At 60.4% G+C, this 22486-nt stretch carries 16 protein-coding genes, 1 other RNA gene and 2 pseudogenes; 5 read left to right on the top strand and 14 right to left on the bottom strand.

Annotated elements, in window-relative coordinates; translation table 11 throughout:
- Positions 1-187 precede the first annotated feature (187 nt).
- Complete coding sequence (locus tag KVG87_RS21055) at positions 188-556, top strand: glyoxalase superfamily protein (RefSeq protein WP_016771789.1); 369 nt, start codon at positions 188-190, stop codon at positions 554-556.
- Between the two features lie 281 nt (positions 557-837).
- On the opposite strand, the pseudogene KVG87_RS21050 reads toward KVG87_RS21055, so the two are convergent.
- Positions 838-1202, bottom strand: a pseudogene (locus KVG87_RS21050) (DUF6124 family protein).
- A 479-nt stretch (positions 1203-1681) separates the two neighbouring features.
- Positions 1682-2698, bottom strand: a complete 1017-nt coding sequence (gene gliR, locus KVG87_RS21045; RefSeq protein ID WP_122692808.1) for an AraC family transcriptional regulator GliR — start codon at positions 2696-2698, stop codon at positions 1682-1684.
- Between the two features lie 188 nt (positions 2699-2886).
- Between gliR and KVG87_RS21040 the strand changes: the two genes are divergently transcribed.
- Genes KVG87_RS21040 through KVG87_RS21030 form a run of 3 tightly spaced genes read left to right on the top strand, consistent with a single transcriptional unit; the run spans position 2887 to position 7639 of the window.
- Positions 2887-4491, top strand: a complete 1605-nt coding sequence (locus KVG87_RS21040) for an FAD-binding oxidoreductase (RefSeq protein ID WP_217852386.1) — start codon at positions 2887-2889, stop codon at positions 4489-4491.
- Positions 4488-6083, top strand: a complete 1596-nt coding sequence (locus tag KVG87_RS21035; RefSeq protein WP_217852385.1) for a glycerol-3-phosphate dehydrogenase/oxidase — start codon at positions 4488-4490, stop codon at positions 6081-6083. Before KVG87_RS21040 ends, KVG87_RS21035 begins: the two co-directional genes overlap by 4 nt.
- Complete coding sequence (locus KVG87_RS21030; RefSeq protein ID WP_217852383.1) at positions 6080-7639, top strand: FGGY-family carbohydrate kinase; 1560 nt, start codon at positions 6080-6082, stop codon at positions 7637-7639. Before KVG87_RS21035 ends, KVG87_RS21030 begins: the two co-directional genes overlap by 4 nt.
- Before the next feature lie 474 nt (positions 7640-8113).
- On the opposite strand, the gene KVG87_RS26325 is transcribed toward KVG87_RS21030, so the two are convergent.
- From KVG87_RS26325 to KVG87_RS20975, 12 genes and pseudogenes are all read right to left on the bottom strand, one after another.
- Positions 8114-8818, bottom strand: coding sequence for a methyl-accepting chemotaxis protein (locus KVG87_RS26325; protein ID WP_370593651.1), 705 nt, complete (start codon positions 8816-8818; stop codon positions 8114-8116).
- Between the two features lie 201 nt (positions 8819-9019).
- Positions 9020-9898 (bottom strand): annotated as a pseudogene (locus KVG87_RS26320) (methyl-accepting chemotaxis protein); the annotation flags it as partial.
- Between the two features lie 282 nt (positions 9899-10180).
- Positions 10181-10768: a GNAT family N-acetyltransferase gene (locus KVG87_RS21020; RefSeq protein WP_076565657.1), complete on the bottom strand. Its 588-nt coding sequence runs from the start codon at positions 10766-10768 to the stop codon at positions 10181-10183.
- 238 nt (positions 10769-11006) lie between these two features.
- Positions 11007-11855, bottom strand: a complete 849-nt coding sequence (locus tag KVG87_RS21015) for a hypothetical protein (protein WP_217852380.1) — start codon at positions 11853-11855, stop codon at positions 11007-11009.
- Between the two features lie 563 nt (positions 11856-12418).
- Positions 12419-12807, bottom strand: a transfer-messenger RNA (tmRNA) gene (ssrA, locus tag KVG87_RS21010).
- A 95-nt stretch (positions 12808-12902) separates the two neighbouring features.
- A complete protein-coding gene (locus KVG87_RS21005; RefSeq protein ID WP_016771781.1) occupies positions 12903-13178 on the bottom strand; it encodes a PA2433 domain-containing protein in 276 nt (91 codons plus the stop codon).
- A gap of 206 nt (positions 13179-13384) precedes the next feature.
- Positions 13385-13666, bottom strand: coding sequence for a PA2433 domain-containing protein (locus KVG87_RS21000; RefSeq protein ID WP_217852378.1), 282 nt, complete (start codon positions 13664-13666; stop codon positions 13385-13387).
- 112 nt (positions 13667-13778) lie between these two features.
- Complete coding sequence (locus tag KVG87_RS20995; RefSeq protein WP_217852376.1) at positions 13779-16589, bottom strand: FAD-binding and (Fe-S)-binding domain-containing protein; 2811 nt, start codon at positions 16587-16589, stop codon at positions 13779-13781.
- Complete coding sequence (locus KVG87_RS20990; protein WP_130928118.1) at positions 16586-17257, bottom strand: LutC/YkgG family protein; 672 nt, start codon at positions 17255-17257, stop codon at positions 16586-16588. The genes KVG87_RS20995 and KVG87_RS20990 overlap by 4 nt, the downstream gene beginning before the upstream one ends.
- Positions 17254-18711, bottom strand: coding sequence for a LutB/LldF family L-lactate oxidation iron-sulfur protein (locus tag KVG87_RS20985; RefSeq protein ID WP_217852375.1), 1458 nt, complete (start codon positions 18709-18711; stop codon positions 17254-17256). The genes KVG87_RS20990 and KVG87_RS20985 overlap by 4 nt, the downstream gene beginning before the upstream one ends.
- On the bottom strand, positions 18708-19532 hold the full coding sequence (locus tag KVG87_RS20980) for a (Fe-S)-binding protein (RefSeq protein ID WP_041477925.1): 825 nt from the start codon (positions 19530-19532) through the stop codon (positions 18708-18710). Before KVG87_RS20980 ends, KVG87_RS20985 begins: the two co-directional genes overlap by 4 nt.
- 149 nt (positions 19533-19681) lie before the next feature.
- Positions 19682-21376 carry a lactate permease LctP family transporter gene (locus tag KVG87_RS20975; RefSeq protein ID WP_217852373.1) on the bottom strand — a complete coding sequence of 565 codons (1695 nt, stop codon included), beginning with the start codon at positions 21374-21376 and terminating at the stop codon, positions 19682-19684.
- Between the two features lie 263 nt (positions 21377-21639).
- Between KVG87_RS20975 and KVG87_RS20970 the strand changes: the two genes are divergently transcribed.
- On the top strand, positions 21640-22407 hold the full coding sequence (locus KVG87_RS20970; RefSeq protein ID WP_016771775.1) for an FCD domain-containing protein: 768 nt from the start codon (positions 21640-21642) through the stop codon (positions 22405-22407).
- The last annotated feature ends 79 nt before the right edge of the window (positions 22408-22486 follow it).

Here is a 22486-nt window from a genome sequence, read left to right as displayed (position 1 = left end):
GTCGCACCAGCGAGCTTAGATCTCATTCATGCTGGTGTGTGGGGAACATACAAGGAGCTGCCGAAGGCTGCGATCTTTTGATTTTCTAAAGTGATGGCACTATGAGATTAAAGAAAGCCATCCTCAAGCCGATTTGCTGACATCCTCCCCGTCTACACTGTGGGGTCAATCAGTCAGGGAGCACCCCATGAGCTTCGGCAAAACCACCCCGATCCTGCGGATCTTCGATGAGGCCAAGGCTGTCGAGTTTTACGTCGATTTTCTCGGTTTCAAGATCGACTGGCAGCATCGCTTCGAAGCGAATTTTCCGCTGTATCTGCAGGTGTCGCGGGGCGAGTGTGTGCTGCATCTGTCCGAGCATCACGGCGATGCCTGCCCGGGTTCGGCGCTACGTATCGAGACCGATGAGCTGGAGGCGTTTCAGCAGCAACTGATGGCCAAGGACTATAAGTTTTCCCATCCGCAGATTCAGGCGATGCCGTGGGGCAGTCAGGACATGACCATTGCCGATCCGTTTGGCAATCGGTTGGTGTTTACCAATGCGATCAGTCTTTGAGCTTGGCGCCCAAGATCAAAAGCCCCTCACCCTAGCCCTCTCCCGGGGGGAGAGGGGACCGATTGGGGGATGCTCGGGAGTTACGCCGACCTGAATGTGCTGTGCTGAATCCATAATCGAATTGAATGCATGGCGTCGAATCCATAATCGACTTGGTCTTTCAGGTCGACGGACAACGCAAGACAGCTGGGTCGGCCCCCTCTCCCTCTGGGAGAGGGCTGGGGTGAGGGCAACCCCTGACACCCCACAAAACCAGCCCACACCAAATTCCTCAAAAACCCTCAATCAGTCGGCACCAACCGATCCAGCACCCGATTCACCGCCATCTCCGCGACCATCACAATCTGCGCAATGCCCTGCAACGTCTTGCGCTGCGAGCCGTTCACCAGCCCTGCCTGATCGTTGAGCATCACCGTCGCCGACCCTAGTGTTTCGCAGGCGTCGGCCAACAGCGATTCGTTGTCGGCGTCGGGATTGGCCATGTACAGCGTGTTGGACTTGTAGGGCGGGGCCATGAATTCAGCGCTGGATGGGCGAGGTAATGGTCGAGGGCGCGGTCGGCGGCTTCGTGGAATTTCTTTGAGTCGGCGGATTCGTAGGGGGATGCCGGGTCTGTGGGTGGCGGGTTTGGCGTTACTTTGAACATGAATGCTTGCCTCTTATGAAGCTGCATCCGTTTCGCCGCTAAGCAAAGGGAGGCAGCTGTGCGCAAGTTAGCGGACCGGTAAGCATTCAACCCGGTGCATCCGAAGATGCCATGCGCACAGCCACCATCGAGTGCAGGCGTGAGCCTGACCGGATTGGACTTGTACAACCGGAATGCTGTCCGAGCCGCTAAGCTCGATCACTGAGAAATCAGTGACCGAATCAAGTTACCGGCAGGCCCCAAGGCGCACAAGCCGGCGGATTCTGGCGCAGGCGTAGGCAGCGGCGCAAGGAATTGTGGGTGGTTTCGCGGAATGCCGTGTCGCTTTAAACAGTTGTGCCAAGACGTGTTTAATCGGTGTGGCGAATGACGCCTTCGCGAGCAGGCTCGCTCCCACAGGGGATCTGCGGTGAGCTCGGAAATGCAGGCAACCGAGAACTACTGTGGGAGCGAGCCTGCTCGCGAAGAGGCCATCAGCATCACCGCCGATTCCGCAACCGAAACTCCCCCGGCGGCATCCCGCGCCAGCTCTTGAAGGTGCGATGAAACGAGCGCGGTTCGGTGAAGCCCAGATACTGCGCAATGTCCTGAATCGGCAACGTGCTGTTGAGCAAATAGTGCTCCGCCAACTCTTGACGCAGCTCATCAAGAATCTGCTGATACGACGTCCCCGCCTGCTGCAATTGCCGCTGCAACGTGCGCACCGAGACGCTGAGCTGCTCCGCCACTTGCTCCTTGCGCGGCAGGCCCTCCTTGAGCAAACCGCGCAGAATGTTTTTCACCTGCTGCGCCAGCGACGCATCTTCCAGCGTCGCCAGCAAACCCATCGCGTGTTCTTCCAGGGTTCGCAGCAATTGCGCATCGGCCTGGCGCAGCGGCAACTGCAAATACGCCAGCGGCACCACCAGCGCCGAATACGCCTGATCGAACCGCACCGGGCAACCAAAAAACGCCTCGTACTCGGCCTGCGTCACCGCATCCGGCTGCGCATGCTCCAGCCATACGCAGGCCGGCGACAGCTGCGTGTCGGCGATCCAGCGCGCGTAGTGCAGCCACGAACCGAGCACGTTTTCCACCAGATGCCGACGAATCCGTGGCCGCTGGTAGCGGCAGGTCCAGATCAGATGCACATGCTCGCCCTGCACCTCGGCGCGGCTGACGCCCATGTCGCCGACGAGTTTTTCGAACGGCATGATCCGGCTCATCGCATCGCCCAGCGTCGCGCAATTCATGGTGATGTAACCGAGCACGCTCCACGAATTGGGCAGGACGAAATTCGCCGCATGCAGGCCGAACAACCCATCGCCCGAGTGCTCGCAGAAATAATCCAGCAAGCGCTCGTGAACCTCACCCGGCAGGCGCAAGGTGTTGTCGCTCAACTGCTGCGCCTGCAACCCGGCCGCCGCCAACGCAGGCTCGATGGCCATGCCCAACTGTTCGGCATGGCGCAGGTATTTGAGCAGCGGCGGAACGGAAGTGAAGCCGAGCGATGGCATGGTCGCGGTCCTTTGATCGACGGCGCGTGAGCGAATGAATGCCGCAAGGTAAGTGGATTGCCCGGCGAAAGTAAATGCCCGGACGTTTGGCGCCATTCGCTACAGGATCTGGCCGGATGCGACCGTGACAGATCTCCAGCGCTGACTAGTATGCAAGCTTGATCCAACGGCAGAAAAAGGACACACGCATGCGACGCTGGAACGGCTGGGGAGAGGCAGGCACGGTGGTCGAACTGCCGGCCCAGGGCACGACATTTCTCCACGAACGCTTGGGCGCTGGCCGGGCATTGCCCGATGCGACGTTGGCAGCGGCGTTGGCGCAAGTGCCGACCTCGCGCCTGGTGCCGCACCGCTTGTACAGCATCGACACTCACGATCGCCTGCTGCATGCGCGCGGCCAGAACCTGCCGGATTGGTTGGCATTACGCGAAGGCGCACTGGGCACGTATCCCGATGCCGTGGCCTTTCCCGAAACCGCTGAGCAGATCCGCCAATTGCTGGCGCTCGCCCATGATCAGGATTTGTGCCTGATTCCCTACGGCGGCGGCACGTCGGTGGCCGGACACATCAATCCGCCAAACTCCGCACGCCCGGTGCTGACGGTGTCGCTGGCGCGGATGAATCGCCTGACCGACCTCGACGAACACAGCCTGCTGGCGACGTTCGGCCCCGGCGCCAGCGGGCCGCAAGTCGAAAGCCAATTGCGCGCGCGCGGCTACACGCTGGGGCATTTCCCGCAGTCGTGGGAGCTCTCGACCCTGGGCGGTTGGGTGGCCAGCCGTTCCAGTGGTCAGCAGTCGTTGCGCTACGGGCGGATCGAGCAATTGTTCGCCGGCGGCACCCTGGAAACGTTCGCCGGGCCTCTGCAGATTCCGACGTTTCCGGCGTCGGCGGCAGGTCCCGATCTGCGTGAAATGGTGCTCGGTTGCGAGGGCCGTTTCGGGATCATTTCCGAGGTCAAGGTGCGAGTCAGTGCGTTGCCGGCGGACGAACGTTTCTACGGTGTGTTCCTGCCCGACTGGCCGCAGGCGCTGCAAGCAATCCGGCAACTGGCGCAGGCGCGCGTACCGCTGTCGATGCTGCGTCTGTCCAACGCGGTGGAAACCGAAACACAACTGGCGCTGGCCGGCCATCCGCAGCAGATCGCCTGGCTGGAAAAGTACCTCAAGCTGCGCGGCGCCGGCGCCGGCAAATGCCTGCTGACCTTCGGCGTCACCGGCAATCGGCAGCAAAACGCACTGTCACTGAAACACGCGCGCCAGCATCTGAAAGCCTTCGGCGGCGTGTTCACCGGCACCCTGCTGGGCAAGAAGTGGGCGCAGAACCGCTTCCGCTTTCCCTACCTGCGCGAGAACCTGTGGAACGCCGGTTACGTGGTCGACACCCTCGAAACGGCCACCGACTGGAGCAACGTCGATCACTTGCTCAGCCTGATCGAAAACAGCCTGCGCGATGCCCTGGCCGCCGAGGGCGAGCGCGTGCATGTGTTCACTCATCTCTCGCACGTTTACGGCGAAGGCTCGAGCATTTACACCACCTACGTGTTTCGCCCGGCAGCCGACTATGCCGCGACGCTGGCGCGCTGGCGGATGCTCAAACACGCGGCCAGCCAGACCATCGTCGACAACCACGGCACCATCAGTCATCAGCACGGCGTCGGCAAGGATCACGCACCGTATCTGCTGCGCGAAAAAGGCCCGCTGGCGATGCAGACGTTGCAGGCGCTGAGCGAACATTTCGACCCGGAAGGGCGCCTCAACCCGGGCACGTTATTGCCAGAGTCGCGGCCATGACGGCGAACTGGAACGCGCAGTGGCGCGAGCAGATTCTGCCGACGCTGGCGGATGAAACCTGGGACCTGATCGTCATCGGCGGCGGCATCAGCGGCGCCGGAATCGTCCGCGAAGCCGCGCGCCGGGGCTGGCGCTGTCTGCTGCTGGAACAGCGCGATTTTGCCTGGGGCTCCTCCAGCCGATCATCGAAAATGGTCCACGGCGGTTTGCGTTACATCGCCAAGGGCCAGTGGCGCCTGACCCGCAATTCGGTGCGCGAGCGTCAGCGCCTGCTCGACGAGGCGCCGGGGCTGGTCGAGCCGATGAGTTTCATGATGCCGCACTATCGCGGCGGCTTTCCCGGGCCGCGCGTCATGGGCGGCCTGCTCTCGGTGTACGACGCGCTGGCGGGGCGGCGCAACCATGCTTTTCATGACGCCCAGCAACTGCGTTTTCTTGCGCCGGGGGTTAAGGAAAACGGCCTGCTCGGCGGCAGCTGTTTTGTCGATGCACTGACCGATGATGCGCGGCTGGTGATGCGCGTACTGCGCGAGGCCCGGGCCGATGGCGCGGTGGTGCTCAATGGTGTGCGGGTCACGCAACTGCTGCGTGAAGGCGGGCGGGTGTGCGGGGTTCAGATCGAAGATGGCGAGAGCGGGGCGACGCTGCAATTGCGCTCCGCTGTGTTGGCCGTGGCCACAGGCGCGTGGGCTGAGCGCCTGCGTCCCGCTGACGCTGCGAAGCAATTGCGACCGTTGCGCGGCAGTCATCTGTTACTGCCGGGCTGGCGCTTGCCGGTGGCGCAGGCGTTCACTTTTCTGCATCAGCGTGATCGGCGCCCGGTGTTCGTGTTTCCGTGGGAAGGCGCGACGGTGGTCGGCACCACGGACCTCGATCACCGCGAGGACCTCGACCACAGCGCACGCATTTCCAGCGAAGAGCTCGACTATCTGCTCGCCGCGTGCCAGCAGCAATTTCCCGGCGCCGAAGTGGGCGTCGACGACGTGCTGTCGACCTGGTCAGGCGTGCGCCCGGTGGTCGGCAGCGCGGCGGGAGCGCAGCAGGACAAACCGTCCAACGAAACCCGCGAACATGTGCTGTGGCAAGAGCCCGGTTGCGTGACGTTGGCCGGCGGCAAACTGACCACATTTCGCCCGCAAGCGATCGAAGTGCTCAAGGCGTGTGCGGTGATGCTCGGGCGCTCTTTTGTCGATGACGGCGCGCCGGTGTTCGCCGCTGTGCCGCCGCTGACGATTGCGGGACTGAGCGGCAATCAATGGCGACGCTTGGCCGGACGTCACGGTCGAGACCTGCCGAGGCTGGCGCAATTGCTCGGCGAACTCGGTCTGGAAACGGTTGGCGCCAGCGATACTTTGTGGGCAGAGCTGGCGTTCGCCTGCGAGGCGGAAATGATTCTGCATTTGGATGATTTGCTGCTGCGCCGCACCCGTTTGGGCCTGTTGCTGCCGCGCGGTGGCGAGGACTATCTTCCCGCGATTCGCACGCTCTGCCAGCCACGATTGGCCTGGGACGATGAGCGCTGGCAAGCGGAAATTGAGCGTTATCGATTGTTGTGGCTGCGCGATCACGGCTTGCCGGAGATCACGCCATGACGCAGAAAAAATACCTGTTGGCGATCGACAACGGCACTCAGAGCGTGCGCGCATTGCTCTTCGATCAGCAGGGCAATCTGCTCGGTAAAGGCAAAGTCGATCTGCAGGCGTACTACTCGACGCAACCCGGTTGGGCCGAGCAGGATCCGGAGTACTACTGGGCGAGACTCGGCGAGGCCTGTCAGCAACTCTGGCAGCAAACCGGCATCGACCGTACGCAGATTGCCGGCGTGTCCCTGACCACTCAGCGCGGCACCGTGATCAATGTCGATGCCAGCGGCAAACCGCTGCGCCCGGCGATTGTCTGGCTCGATCAACGTCAGGCTGAGGTCGAGGGCGGCATCAAAGGGCCGTGGGGCTGGCTGTTCAAACTGGTCGGCGCCAAGGCAACGGTGGATTACTTTCGCGCCCAGGCCGAGGCCAACTGGATCGCCCGGCATCAACCCGAGGTGTGGGCGGCGACCGACAAGTTTTTGCTGCTCTCGGGTTTTCTTACTCATCGCCTGTGCGGGCGCTTCGTCGATTCGGTCGGCTGCTGCGTCGGCTATCTGCCCTTCGACTTCAAACGGCTGAAGTGGGCGGCACCGCATGACTGGAAATGGCAAGCACTGGCGGTGCGCCCCGAGCAGTTGCCAACCCTGCATAAACCCGGCGAAACCCTCGGCTACATCAGCGCCGAAGCCGCCCGGCACACCGGCATTCCCCAAGGGTTGCCGCTGATTGCTGCTGGCGCGGACAAGGCCTGCGAAGTGATCGGCTCCGGCGTGGTCGATGCGCGCACCGTGTGCCTGTCTTACGGCACCACCGCGACCATCACCAGCACCCGCTCGCGCTATTTGGAAATCGTCCCGCTGATCCCGCCGTATCCCTCGGCCGTGCCTGATCAGTACAACTGCGAAGTGATGATCTATCGCGGCTACTGGATGGTCAGCTGGTTCAAGAACGAATTCGGCCTGCGCGAGATGCAGCAGGCGAAAGAGCAGGGCATCGAACCGGAGCAACTGTTCGATGCACTAGTCAACGAAGTGCCCCCGGGTTCGATGGGTTTGATGCTGCAACCCTACTGGTCACCGGGCATCCGCGAACCGGGCGTGGAAGCCAAGGGCGCGATGATCGGCTTCGGCGACGTACACACCCGTGCGCACATCTACCGGGCGATTCTCGAAGGCCTGGCCTATGCGTTGCGCCAGGGCATGGAGAACATCGAGCGGCGTTCAAAGGTCTCGATCAAACGCCTGCGCGTTGCCGGCGGCGGCTCACAAAGCGACGCCGCCATGCAACTGACCGCCAACATCTTCGGCCTGCCGGCAGAACGCCCGCATGTGTATGAAGCGTCCGGGTTGGGGGCGGCGATTTGCTGTGCGGTGGGATTGGGACTGCATCGGGATTTCCCATCGGCCATTGCGGCGATGACTCGGGTTGGAGCGGTTTTCACACCGCAGCCTGAGGCGCAGAAGGTTTATGAGCAGTTGTATAAAGAGGTGTATTTGCACATGTACCGGCAGCTCAAACCGCTGTACCAAAGCATCCGCAAAATCACCGGGTATCCCGCCTAGTCCTGACACCCTAGCCCCCTGTGGGAGCGAGCCTGCTCGCGAGTGCGCAGTGTCAGTCAATGATGATCTGAATGATCCACCGCTTTCGCGAGCAGGCTCGCTCCCACAGGGATTTTGCTGTGCGCTCAAAATCCGGTGAGTCACACAAATCCAAATGTGGGAGCGAGCTTGCTCGCGAATGCGCAGTGTCAGGCAACGTCGATTTGATTGACCCACCGCCATCGCGGGCAAGCCCGCTCCCACAAGGTTTTGCGGTGTGCTCAAAATCCAGCGTGGCACACAAATCCAGTGTGGGAGCGAGCCTGCTCGCGAAGGCGCAGCGTCAGGCAACTTTGATTTGATTGACCCACCGCCATCGCGGGCAAGCCTGCTCCCACAGTTATCGAGGTGAACACATCAACAGTGCTCGACCACGAAAACCTGTGGGAGCGGGCTTGCCCGCGATTCGGTTTCAGCCTCAGCGCAAAACGAACGTCATACGCGGAAGTGGCTGACCATCTGCTGCAACTGACCACCCAACCGCGCCAGTTCAACACTCGACGCTGCCGTCTCATCACTCGCCGCTGCGGTCTGCTCGGACACGTCGCGGACGTTGATGATGCTGCGGCTGATCTCTTCGGCCACGGCGCTTTGCTGTTCGGCAGCAGCGGCGATCTGCTGGTTCATCGACTGGATGTTCGACACCGTGCGGGTGATGTTTTCCAGCGAGGCGCCGGCCTTGCGCGTCAGGGCGACGCTGCTGTCGGTCAGCGCGCGGCTGTTGTTCATCACCGCCGAAACCTGCTGGGTGCCGTTCTGCAGACCAGCGACCAGACCTTCGATTTCCTCGGTGGATTTCTGCGTACGCTGAGCCAAACCGCGCACCTCATCGGCGACCACGGCAAACCCACGCCCGGCTTCACCGGCACGCGCTGCTTCAATCGCGGCGTTGAGTGCGAGCAGGTTGGTCTGTTCGGCGACAGCCTTGATCACGTCCATGACGCTGCCGATCTTGTCGCTTTCCTGTTGCAGTACGCTCATCGCTTCGGTCGAACGCACCACTTCGCTGGCCAGACGCTCGATCTGTGCGATGGCCTCATTCACCACCTTGTCGCCTTCACGGGCTTCGCCATCCGCCGCGGCGGCGGCTTGCGACGCTTCCTCAGCATTGCGCGCAACCTCCTGCACGGTGGCAGTCATTTCGTGCATGGCAGTGGCGACCTGATCGGTCTCGACTTTCTGGCTGTTCACACCGGCACTGGTCTGCTCGGTCACGGCCGAGAGTTCTTCGGCGGCACTGGCAATCTGAGTGACGCCGTCGCGGATGCCACTGATCAAATCACGCAGGGTCACGCCCATGCGCGCGATGCCTTGCTGCAACACGCCGAGTTCGTCGCGACGGGTGACGGTGACGTTCTGGGTCAGGTCGCCGCTGGCGATGCGCTCGACCACGGCGAGGGTTTCCTGCAACGGACGGGTGATCTGACGGGTGATGATCACCGCCGCAATCACGCCAACCAGCAGTGCCAACAACGTGCTGATCAACTGGAAGGTGCGCGCCTGGGCACTTTCGGCGTCACGGCGATCAAGCTGAATCTGGTACAGCTGCTCGCTCAGGGCGACGATGGTGGTGCCCTGATCGGTCATTTCCTTACGCGCCTGCACCGCATCGGTGTTGGCGTTCTTGTACGCCATCAACGCACTGCGATAGCTGTTCAGCGCGGTTTCCAATTGGCGCAGGGCTTCCTGCTGAGTCGCGGCAAATTGCGCGTTCAGCGGTTTGAGGCTGGCGATGGCCGCGTCGATCTGGCCGACGGCTTTCTGCTCGGTCTCGGCGTTGCTGGTCGCGGTGTAACCACGCACTTCATAGCGCGCGAGGATGAACGCTTCCTTGGCGGCGGTGACAGCCTGGAACTGCTCGAAACGCTGATCGCTCAACTCCAACTGCTGCACACGCTGGCTGATCGATTCGATCAGGTTGTAGGCGTTCTGGGCGTTGACGCTCATGGTGTCGCGCGCACTGTTGCCGGTGCGATAGGCGTTGCGCATTTTGTTCAGCGAGGTCTGGTATTCAGCGATGGTCGCGGCCTGCTGCTTGAGCAGTTTGACGTTCTCCGGACTCTTGAATTTGCTGATCAACGCCTGTTGCTGTGCGGCGAAGCTTTCCAGGGTGGTCTGCACATTCTGCGCGGCGGTTTCGTCGCCGTTGGTCAGCATGTATTGCAGGCGCACCACGCGCAGTTTGGTCAGGCCAGCGTTGAGCTGGGTGATGTCGCTCATCCAGTTGCTGCGGTCGATCAGGCCGCCGAGGCTGGTCCAGCCGGTCAGCGCCAGAACGCAGGTCAGGGCCAGCACCAGGCCGAAGCCCAGGCCGAGTTTCATGTTCACGCTGATGTTACCGAACCAGCTATTCATGCAAATCCTCCAGAAACGTTGGGTTTCTTGGTCGTCAGTTAAGCTGGAAGATTGTTGTTCTTTTGAGCCAGCAGGGGTGTTAGCAGGTCTGTATCGGCCGCAAACCCGAGAGCTGAAAGGATTTTTGTCGGACAGATTTCGCGCAACTCAACCCAGGCGCCGCGACCAGCGCTGATCCGGCGCCTCGAACCCCGGATTGACCAGCGCCGTCAGCACATGATCCTGCCAACGCCCGGCGATATTCAGATACGCCTTCGCATACCCCTCGCGCTCAAAACCCAAGCGCTCAAGCAAACGCGCACTGCGCTCATTGCCCGGAATGTAATTGGCCATGATCCGATGCAGATTCTGCACATCGAACATATAACCAATCCCCGCCTCCAGCCCCTCCTGCATCAAACCCTGCCCCTGATGCGCCTCATCGATGTGATAACCCAGATAACACGCCTGAAACGCCCCGCGAATAATCCCGCTGAAATTGCACGCCCCGATCATCTGCTGACCGTCCGCCGACAGCAGCGCGAAATGCATGGCTAACCCGGCTTCGAAGGCGCTGGCCTGGATCTCCAAGCGACGGCGGATGTTGGCGGTGGAGAAATAGTCGGTGGTGCGGATGGGCGACCATGGCGCCAGGTGGCGGAGGTTGCGCTGGTAGAACGCGCTTTCGAGCTCGGCTTGATCGGGGGAGAGGATGGCAAGTGTCAGGCGCGGGCAGGGCAGGGATAACAGCGGCATCGAGCGCTCCTTGGCGAGGGATCTGCTGGCAGAGTCGCGCATATGGTGGGGAGCGGCAAGATATGGAGAAGCCGAGGCGAAAAAAAGCCCGCTAGGAGCGCGGGCGAACCGTAGTTTCTTGAATGAGCGGGGGGATTTTATGGGATTGGTCGGGTGGGCGTGGTGAAGAAAAGTTCATCTCGCTTCTGCCGACCGGGTTGATGTCCCGACAGTCGATCTTTAGCGCACGATGAAAATATCAGCGCCCATACAGCACCGTTTTCATCAACGCATTGACCTGATTTGGCATCGTGTGGATGAACCAGTCGAAAGCAAGACCCGAGGTAAGCAGGTACGCGAGAACCAGCAGGATGGGCATGAAGATGATGTTTTTGCGCAAATTGGCGTACTTGCGGGTTTTTCTGGAAAGCCAAGGTTCGTGAGTACCGTTGTTATTGGCATGTGCACCCGCAACTATGAAGTACGTTGAAAAAAGCATCATCCGAAGGCTTGTGTAAATAAGCAGGATCACGCCCGACAGGTGCAGCAAAAACCAATGCATATCTAGCAAGACGAAATTTTCCTTTATCCCCGTCATTCCCTGCTCATTGATGATTCGCTGGCTGTTTTCGAAATTTGGCGGCGCCTGTGTGGGTATAAAAGCTTCGTCGGTGACATACGTCGCGGCCACGCAAAATGCCAAGCAAAACGACAGCGCAACGACCCACTTAATGCCCGCGAAGAAGCCCCGGTAAAGGCTATGCAAGGTTCCGCCGGCCCACAGCGAAATGGTGAACAGCGTGATCCAGGAAAGCAGGTTGAGTATCTCGGCCCGGAAAAAAACATAAATCAGCCCGGCAATCACCATCATCATGCAGATGACTGGAGTCATGTCCTGGCTCGTGCTGGCGGCGTTCACGCCCGGCGGTGGATTGACCACCGTGTTGAAGGTCAGGTTTACCGAATGGCCCGGCTGATTGGCGGATTGTGGAGAATCGCCTTTCAGGACCCGATCCAGAATGGCTCCCAGAATCAGGCCGAGGATAGTGAAGAACGCCGATATGTAGATATCGACTTCCTTGGATTGGATGGTATCGATGAAGCTCATGTTTTATTGCCTTCCTTGTGCAGGTTGAGTGTTTCCGCGTGCGAACCGGGTTTCTCTGCGAGGCGTCCAGCCAGCCGCGGAATGGTAAGGGGATGGGTGTGGTTTGGCTATCACACAAGCGCACTCGTCTTACAGCCAAACTGGTTTCGTTCAATTGGAGAATGAGCCGAAGCGGTGCCGCCCCAGCGTCCTTTTAGTACAACGTCGAACATTCACAGCCACCGGCAGGCTTGAGAATGTGAAGGAAATGGGCGGCCATTCCCCAGATGCGACAAAGCCCGCACTGGGCGGGCTTTGTCGTTGAGAGTTGGTGGGTCTTTGTCCTTGGGCTTGGCGGCTTTGATTTTTAGGTCTGAAAGGCGTGTGGCTCGGGCTCCCATGGGTACTCCAACGCTGTTTGTGTATTCCAAAATTTACCAGTCACGGGCTTGGAATACGCCTTGGAATACATTTCAAAATGGATCTGCCTGAAGCGCTGTGGAGCTCAATGGCCCTGAAACCCCCGTATTTAATGGATTTCAGGCACAAAAAAAGACGTCCGTGGACGTCTTTAGATGATGAAGTGGTGGAGCCGGGGGGATTTGAACCCCCGTCCGCCAGTACTCCGCTGTCGGTACTACATGCGTAGCCGTGTCTATTAAGTTAACCCTCAGCGACCCGACGGGCAGGGTGCTTTGGGCGAGTTGTGTAAGTTTTAGCCGCTTCGTCCACAACGTACTGCACGGCGATTCTGTTCTATATGACAATCATTTCGGGTTTACAGACATCCCCTGATGATTGCTGGACCCGAAGGTACCAGGAGCATTGTCAGCTGCAATTAAGCAGCGAGAGCAACACCGTATTGGTCGTCATTGGCAACTATAAGTAGTTGCAACAGTGGATTTACGACTTCTGTTACCAAGTCGGCATGCACCTAGAGTTTCGCAACCGGCGTCGAATCCTAAACGGCCCCGAACTCATTGCCCGGTGAATCTGTTCGGGCAACAAGCGTGCACAGTGTACGTCAAAACGCTTGGCAGGCCAACCCGAAGGTTGGCCTGCGGGACATCAGTTACGCGTCGGGTTACGGATCTGCATCTTGCTGATGATGCCGTTGGTAACCTCGATGCATTCCTTGTCGTTGCCGGACGCCTGGGCCGCAGTGGCTTTTTCCTGTGCTTCCTTGATGTTATTCATGGAGCTTTCAGGAAGGGACGGCTGGCTGGTGACGAAGTCTTTGATGCTTTGAAGATTCCCGGCACAAAGGTCTTTGTCCGCCGCGAACACCGGCGAGGCCAGAAGTGCACCAGTGATAAACAATCCAGCAATTGCAGAATGCTTCATGGGTATCTCCTTGAACGATGGGGGCTCGGTGCTGCCGGACGGTCTGGCCGCGATGCCGAGGTCAAGACAAGCGAGGTCAGTATAGGACCTGTCTGGTTGACCGCTTCGCTGCGCAGGAATTCGGTTTTATTTGCAACGAATGTCAAAAGGCCAGATCGGTCGGCCAGGTGCCGATGCAGCCGACCTGTAAAAGGTCGGCGCATGAATCATTTTTTGGTGTCACCGGTAGCGTTTTGAATGTCCAGCAGGGTTTGCTGGGTTTCAGCGAGGCAGTCGTCAATCTTGCCTTGTGCTTTCAGGGCGCGGGCTTTGCTGACACTGGCCGAGACGCGCGCATTCAGATCCGGTGAAGTCTGGTATTGAGTCTTGGCGCTATCGATTCTCTGCAGATTGGCATCGCACAAATCGGCGGGTTTTTCAGCGGCGAACGAAGTGGACGCCATCATCGAGGCAGTGACAAACAGACCTAAGATTACAGAGCGGTTCATGTGTATCTCCTTGAACTGAGGGTTCAGACTTCGCTGACCGTTGAACAGGCCCCGAATCGTCCGGGGCATGTGCAGTGGACTACCGCCTCGCTCAAGGGTTCTGATTTTCTCTTCAGCGGACTTTGGCCTGTGTCACCCGATCCACCAGATAAACCAGCCCGTGGTAGTCGATGCCACCGTGCTGGGTCAGGCCGATTTCGCAGGTGCGGCTGGTGGATATCCCCTCGCTGCAGTGCTGCACGGCGTCCTTGAGCGTACGCAGCGAATGGCTGTTCAGCTCCGGTGTGGTGAAGCCTTTGTCGCCGGCAAATCCGCAGCAATGTATGCCTTCAGGAATCACCACGGTGGTGCTGCATTTGCGCGCCAAATCGATCAGCGCCTGGCTTTCGCCCAAGTGCTGAGTGCTGCAGGTCACGTGCACGGCAATCGGCGCTTCCTGGGGTGTGAAGTCCAAGCGATCCAGCAGATGCGTACGGATGAAGCGCACCGGATCGTACAGATCCAGTCGTGTTTCGCCGATGTCTTGGACCAGCCGCAACGTACATGGGCTCGTGTCGCAATAGATCGGGTCGAGGCCGCCGCGACTGGCGTGGAGCAGGGCGCTGATCAGTTCCTGGCGTTTGTGCTCGGCCTGTTCGGCGTAGCCTTTGGAGGCAAACGGCTGGCCGCAGCAGAGGTTGTCCTGATTGTCGGGAAAGACGACCTGGTAACCGGCCTTTTCCAGCAGGCCACGGGTTTTGTCGTACAGCGACATCTGTTCTTTGTCGCCCGCCGCCGGGCCCATGACCCGCGAGACGCACGCCGCCAGATAAACCACGCGCGGGCGCTCGTCGGCCACGCTCGGGCTGAAGCGAATGGCTTTTTCCGGTTGGGGCATGGCGTTGGTCCACAACGGTACCTGGCCTTTGGACAAGCGCGTCAGCGTCGCCGACAACTTTGCCAGACGCGGTGCGCCGAGCATCATCCGCGCGCCGTTGGCGACATGCAGGGTGAAGCGTGCGCCTTGCAGGGTCTTGGCGAAATTTCCTTCGATCCAGTCAGCGGTTTTCTGATGCGTTGCGTGTCGGCCACGGAGCTTTTTCACCAGTTCGCCGGTGTTGATGCCTACAGGGCAGCGTTGCGCGCACAGACCGGTCGCGGCGCAGGTGTCGATGCCTTGGTAGTCGTAGGCTTTTTCCAGTTCGGTGGTGTCGACGCCGGCGCGTTTTTTCGCCTGGATATCGCGCCAGATCACGATGCGCTGGCGCGGGCTCAGGGTCAGGCCCTTCGATGGGCAGACTGGTTCGCAAAAACCGCACTCGATGCACTTGTCGACAATCTCGTCCGCCGCCGGCAGCGGTTTCAGGTGCTTGAGGTGGATCTGCGGATCTTCGCTGAGTACCACATCGGGATTGAGAATGCCGTTGGGGTCGAGCAGGCGTTTAAGCTGCCACATCAGTTGATAGGCGTCGCTGCCCCATTCCAGTTCCACGAACGGCGCCATGTTGCGGCCGGTGCCGTGTTCGGCTTTCAGCGAGCCGCCGAATTCCACCGCGACCAGTTGCGCGACGTCGTCCATGAACGCTTGGTAGCGTGCGATTTCTTCCGGGCTGTTGAAGCCTTGGGTGAAGACGAAGTGCAGATTGCCTTCCAGTGCGTGTCCGAAAAGGATCGCTTCGTCGTAGGCATGTTTGTCGAACAGCTCGATCAGGCGATTGACGCCGATCGCCAGTTGTTCGACCGGGAAGGTCACGTCTTCGATGATTACTGTGGTGCCGGTTTTGCGCACGGCGCCGACGGCGGGGAAGGTGTCTTTGCGGATGGCCCAGAGGCGGGCGTTTTCCACCGGGTCTTCAGTGAAGTCGACCTGCTTCTCGACGGGGAAATCGCGCAGCGACGCCATGATTTGCCCTAGTTGTTCCTGCAGCAATGTCGACGAAGCGGCGCGGGATTCGATGAGCAGTGCGCAGGCATTTTCCGACAGCCGCTGTACGAAAGCGGGCATGCCTTTTTTGTCCTGCACCGAACGCAGACTGCGTCGGTCGAGCAACTCCACCGCTGACACCGGTTGGCTTTTCAGCACGGTCACCGCGTTGCAACAAGTCTCGACATCGGGGAACACGATCAGCGCCGAGGCCTTGTTCGGGTGATCGATGACGGTGTCGTAAGTCACCGCGCTGATAAAGCCGAGCGTGCCTTCGGAGCCGACCAGCAGGTGGCTCAGGATATCCACAGGCTCGTCGAAATCCACCAGGGCGTTGAGCGACAGGCCGGTGGTATTTTTCAGACGGTATTTGTGGCGGATTCTTGCGGCCAGTTCGGTGTTGGCGCGGGTCTCGCGACCTAATGTCGCCAAGCGTTCGAGCAGGTCGCCGTGGCTGGAGCGAAATGCCGCGACGCTGGCAGGGTCTTCGCTGTCGAGGCGCGTGCCGTCGGCCAGCACCAAGCGAATCCCAGCCAGCGTGTGATAGGTGTTTTGCGCGGTGCCGCAGCACATGCCGCTGGCGTTGTTGGCGACGATGCCGCCGATCTTGCAGGCATTGATCGACGCCGGATCCGGGCCGATCTTGCGCCCGAACGGCGCCAGCCATGCGTTGGCCTGCGCGCCGATCACGCCCGGTTGCAGGCGGATCTGCGTGCCTTGGCCGCGAATCTCGCGGGCGTTCCAGTTATCCCCAAGCACGATCAGCACCGAGTCGCTGATCGCCTGCCCGGACAGGCTGGTGCCGGCGGCGCGGAAGGTCACCGGCACGTGGTCGCGCTGGGCCAGTTGCAGCAGCGCCACGACTTCGTCTTCAGACTCGACGCGGATCACCAGTTTTGGGATCAGTCGATAGAAACTGGCGTCGGTGCCGAAGGCCAGGGTCGACAGCGGATCGTCGAAGCGCCGGTCTGCTGGAATCAGTCGCTCGGCATCACGCAGGAAAGCAGCAGGAAGACTCATTGATCCTCCAGAATCAGCACGACCAGATCTTTCGGGCCATGCGCACCATACGCCAGCACCTGTTCAATATCGGCAGTCTTCGACGGGCCGGACACCAGCAGCGCGTTGGTCGGCATGCCTTGCGCCCATTCGAATTCCTCTTGCACCTGATAGAAGTTGTCGCGGATTTCGCTGGCCTTGAGCAGGGCGAAATGCACCGGCGGCACCAGGCTCATCAAGCGCGGTTCTTCACGGGTTGGCCAGATGATCAGGCTGCCGGTCGCGGCGATGGCACCGAGGGTGCCGGTGAGGCTGGCCGGGGTGTCGTTGAACAGTTCGGCTTTCCACTCTTCCATCGGCCGGTCGTAGGATTTCAGTGCAGGCAGCTCGGGATTGTTCGCCCAGTGCTGTGCGATGCGTTGCCCGTGCGGTGTGGTCGGTGCGATCAGCAGGCTCGGCAACTGGCGGTCGCGCAGCAGTTGCGCCAGTAATGCCGGCCACTCGGCGCCCGAGGTCAGGTGGATTTCGGTGTGCACCGCTTCCATCAGTTTGCGCAGTTGCGGGATGCGTTGCTCGGCGCTGTAGGTGTAGGGCTGGGTGACCAGATCGACATCGAAGTTGTCGGCAATTGGCGTGGTGCCGGTCAGACTTTTCCGCAGCTTGCCGAGGATATTTTGCTTGGCGCTCATCGACGCTCTCCCTGTTTGGCCAGATGCTCGCGGGCCATGTCATGCAACGAACGCGCGGCCGGTTTTGGTGCGCTGTGATTTTGCGTCCATGGGCCGACGTTGCTCGGTGTGAGGGCGCGCAGGCGCGTGGCGAAAAAAGCGAACAAGCGGTACAGCGTCGGCGAGCTGTTGAGTCTGGCCCAGGCGTTCCAGATGAAACGTTCCTTGCGCGAATACTTGCTGCCCTGGCCGCGCATCACCTGATTCGGTGCGTCCGGGGCTTTGACGTTTTCCTCGCGCAGACGGCGCAGGATGGCCGGGATTGGAATTTTCACCGGGCAGACTTCACCGCAGGCGCCGCACAGTGAGGACGCGCTCGGGTGGTCCGGGACTTTGGCCAGGCCGACCATGTGCGGGGTGATGATTTTGCCGATCGGCCCCGGGTAGACCTCGCCATAAGTGTGGCCGCCCACTCGGGTATACACCGGGCAATGATTCATGCAGGCGCCGCAGCGGATGCAGTTCAGGGTCTGGCGCAATTCACTGTCGGCGAAGGCCTGGCTGCGACCGTTATCGAGCAGCACCAGATGCACTTCCTGCGGGCCATCGAGTTCGTGTTCCTTGCGCGGGCCGGAGATCATGTTGACGTAAGTGGTGATCGGAATGCCCAGCGCCGAGCGCGTCAGCAGTGACAGCAGCGGCACCACGTCGCGCAGGTTTTCCACGACTTTTTCGATGCCGGTGACGGCGATGTGCACCGGGGGAACGGTGGTGGTCATGCGCCCGTTGCCTTCGTTTTCCACCAGCAGCAGGGTGCCGGTTTCGGCGACGGCGAAGTTGACGCCGGAGACGCCGATGTCGGCTTCGAAGAATTTCTGCCGCAGGACCCTGCGACCGATCTGAATGAGTTGGTCAACGTCCTTGGTGTATTCCACGCCAAGTTTGTCGTGGAACAAGGACGCGACCTGACCGGCATTCTTGTGGATCGCCGGCATAATGATGTGTGAAGGCTTCTCGTGGTCGAGCTGGACGATGTACTCCCCCATGTCGGACTCCAGACATTCAATGTCCCGAGCCTCGAGGAAATGGTTCATCTCCATCTCTTCGCTGACCATCGATTTGCCCTTGATCACTTGCCGCGCCTCGTGAGCGCGGATGATCGACAGGACGATGCCATTGGCTTCGTCCACCGTTTCCGCCCAGTGCACTGTCACACCGTTGCGGGTCAGGCTCTGTTCCAGTTGCTCGAGCAGGTCGGGCAACTTGGACAGCGCGCGGGCCTTGATCGAATTGCCCAGTGCGCGCAAGTGTTCTCTTTCGTGGGCATCGCTGAAAGCCGCTGCCCGCTTGGTCATCAGTGAATCCATGGCAGTGCGGAAGTTGTTCCGCAGCTGCTGATCACCCAGGGCGTTGTGTGCCCGGGTGCGGAAATCTTCTTCTACGGCGACCGTAGGAATAATCGTTGAGGTGCTCATTGCGCACCTCCGGTTCGCTGCCAGAGGAAGCTCGCCAGATGTTGTCCGCGCAACGCCTCCTGCTGTTTCTCCAGCGCGCCGTTGATGTTCATCAAACAGCCGCAGTCGGCACTCAGTACCTTGTGCGCGCCGGACTCCTTCAGCGCGCGGGTCTTGTCAGCCACCATCGCGCCGGAAATGTCTGGCATACGGACGCTGAATGTCCCGCCGAAGCCACAGCATTCGCTTTCATGGTCGTGATTGACCCGTTCCACATTGCTCAACTGCGCCAACAACTCGCGGCCGTGCAGGTGGGTGTTCATTTCGCGGCGTGCCGAACACGAGGTGTGCAGCGCGACTTTCACCGGTTCGCCGCTGTCCTTGAGCTGCACCTTGCAGACGAACAGCAGAAACTCGGCCAGCTCATAAGTGCGAGCCGCAAGGGCCTGCACCTGTTTCAACGTTTCCGGCTCGTCCTTGAACAAGTCGGCGTAATGCTCACGCAGCATGCCGGCGCAGGAGCCCGAGGGCACTACCACCGGATAATCCCCGGCAAACAACGCCAGTTGCGAGCGCGCTACCGTCCGCGCCTGCTCGGTGTAACCCGAGGTGTAGGCCGGTTGGCCGCAGCAACTCTGCCCTTGCGGATACTCGACCCGGATCCCTTCACGCTCCAGCAGATGGATCGCGTCCATCCCGGCTTCGGGGTAGAACAGGTCGACCACACACGTGCCGAACAGGTAGACCCGCGACGGTTTTTCGCTGGGGTATTGCCGAGGTTCGGGCAGTGGCGGTGCCACGCGGGTCGCGTTCGGCACGGCGTTGTAAAAAAGCTCGCTCATCAGGCGTGTCTCCGGGGAGGCCCGGTTATCCGTCTGCTGCGGCTGCCGAATATAAAGCGCATTGCTTTCAGCAGCCTTACAGACCCGGTGGTGAATTGCTGACGCCGGATCACGGGCCGGCGTCGGTTATTTCCATACTTCTTGTAGTCTTAGTGCACCAGCATGCCGGTGAACCAGTAGGCCTGAGCCAAGGTGATCAAACCGACAATCGTTGCAAAGAATAGGCTGTGCTTGAGGGTGAAGCGGAACAGATCCGATTCCTTGCCGACCAGACCGGTCGCGGCGCAGGCCACGGCGATCGATTGCGGCGAGATCATCTTGCCGGTCACGCCGCCGCTGGTATTGGCCGCCACCAGCAAAGTGTCGTTGACGCCGATCTGGTGGGCGGTGGTCGCTTGCAACGAACTGAACAGGGCGTTCGACGAAGTATCCGAACCGGTGAGGAACACGCCCAGCCAACCGAGGAACGGCGAGAAGAACGGGAACGCCGCGCCAGTACCCGCCAGCACCAGGGCCATTGTCGAGGACATGCCGGAGTAGTTGGTGACGAAGGCGAATGCCAGCACCATGCCGATCGACAGGATCGGCCAGCGCAGTTCGTAGAAGGTCTCTTTCAAAGTGGTCAGACCAGTTTTGAAGTTGATCTTCAGTACCAGCATCGAAATCAGCGCGGAGAAGAAAATCGCCGTGCCGGTGGCGGAAATCGGATCGAGCTTGAACACCGCTGGAATCGCGGTCGGGTTGGCCACGATTGGCGCAGACTTGATCACCAGTTGATCAAGGTGCGGAATCGCGAAATTGAATACCCAGCTGTACATCGAACCGCCGGCGGCGAACATGGCTTTGAATGGCTTCAGCGTCCAGATCGTCACCAGCACGGTGAGGATCAGGAACGGCGACCACGCCTTGAAAATTTCCCCGAGGCTGTAGGGCGACGCGACGGTAGTGCGCTTCTGGCCGAAACCGCCGACGCTGGCGCTGACCACCGAAGCGGATACGGCACCAACGATGTGCTGGCCGGCGGCGCGACGTGGTTGCCAGACCTTGAGGAACAGGGTCAGGGAAATCAGGCTGGCCAGTGCCGAGGTGATGTCCGGCAGTTCCGGGCCGATGAAGTTGGAGGTGAAGTATTGGGTGATGGCGAAACTCAGACCTGCCACCAGCGCGGCTGGCCAGGTTTCGCGCACACCGCGCAGGCCGTCCATCATGAACACCAGCCAGAACGGCACGAACAGCGACAGCAGTGGCAACTGGCGACCAGTCATGGCGCCGATCTTGAAGGCGTCGATGCCAGTGACCTGGCCCGCCACGATGATCGGAATCCCCAGCGCGCCGAACGCCACCGGAGCGGTGTTGGCGATCAGGCACAGGCCGGCGGCGTACAGCGGATTGAAGCCCAGTCCTACAAGGAGTGCGGCAGTAATCGCGACCGGCGCGCCGAATCCGGCGGCACCTTCCAGAAATGCGCCGAAGCAGAAACCGATCAGCAACACCTGCAAGCGCTGGTCATCGGTAATCGACAGAACCGAGCTGCGGATGACCTCGAACTGACCGCTCTTCACCGTCAGCTTGTAGAGGAACACTGCCGCGACAATGATCCAGGCGATTGGCCACAGACCGTAAGCGAAGCCATATCCGGCGGCGGCGAAAGCCATGTCCACGGGCATCTGGAAGGCGAAAATCGCCACGGCAATCGAAAGCGCGAGGGTAATGCTGCCGGCCACATGGCCTTTGAGGCGGAACACCGCCAGGGCGAGAAAGAAGAACACGATGGGAATGACGGCCGCGAGAGCGGAGACGCCAAGGCTGCCGAGCGGGCTGTAGAGCTGTTGCCAGGTTTGCATGGTGGGGTGGCCCCTAATTGTTGTTGGTCAGGCACTGTGAGCAATCTTGGATAATTGGTAAGACCAATTTACAAGCGCTGTTGGCTAGGGTAAAAGCCTTGGTGGCGGTGTGTCAATTTGCCGCTCTGAAACTTTCGTCGAAGATGCGGTGCAGAGGGCAACTGATCCGCTTTGGCGAAGTGGCGTCTGGCAGGTGTCGGCGGCGCGCGGATAGGCCAGAATAGACACCCCGGCGAGCGGTCGGGATCGTGGAGAAATGAGTTATGGGCTTTGATCAGATACGTCAGCGCCGTTTGTCTGACGATATTGTCGAGCGCCTCGAGGGGATGATCCTTGAGGGCACGCTGAAGTCGGGCGAACGTCTGCCGGCCGAGCGCACGCTGGCCGAGCAATTTGGCGTATCACGCCCGTCGTTGCGCGAGGCAATTCAGAAACTGGCAGCCAAAGGCTTGTTGGTCAGTCGCCAGGGCGGCGGCAATTATGTGGTGGAGGGCCTGGGTTCGACGTTCAGCGATCCGCTGTTGCAATTGCTTGAAAGCAATCCCGAAGCGCAACGTGATTTGCTCGAATTCCGGCACACCCTGGAGGCATCGTGCGCCTATTACGCCGCATTGCGCGCCACCGATGTTGATCGCGAGCGCCTGACCGCTGCGTTCGAAGAGCTGCAGGATTGCTACTCGCGCCATGAAGAAGTCAGCCGGGCGGAAGAGGGCGCGGCGGATGCAAAGTTTCATCTGGCGATTGCCGAAGCCAGCCACAACGCGGTGTTGCTGCATACGATTCGCGGACTGTTCGATCTGCTCAAGCGCAACGTCGTGACCAACATCGGCGGCATGTACAAGCAGCGTACGGAAACCCGCGACATGCTGATCTCGCAGCATCGGGAATTGTATCTGGCGATTATCGAAGGGCGTGCCGAGCAGGCGCGAGAAGTGTCCAGCCGACATATTTTGTATGTGCAGGAGGTGTTGGAAGAGGTGCGTCAGGAGGTGCAGCGCATGGCTCGGGCGGAGCGGCGCAAGGGGATGTGATCAGGTGTGTTTGTGTTGATGCTGAAATAGCTTTCGCGAGCAGGCTCGCTCCCACCTTTGAAATGCATTCCAAGGTGGG

The sequence above is a fragment of the Pseudomonas siliginis genome, assembly GCF_019145195.1.
GTDB lineage: Bacteria > Pseudomonadota > Gammaproteobacteria > Pseudomonadales > Pseudomonadaceae > Aquipseudomonas > Aquipseudomonas siliginis.
Note: the sequence above shows the minus strand (reverse complement) of the source record. Positions and strands in the feature narration are given on the sequence as shown.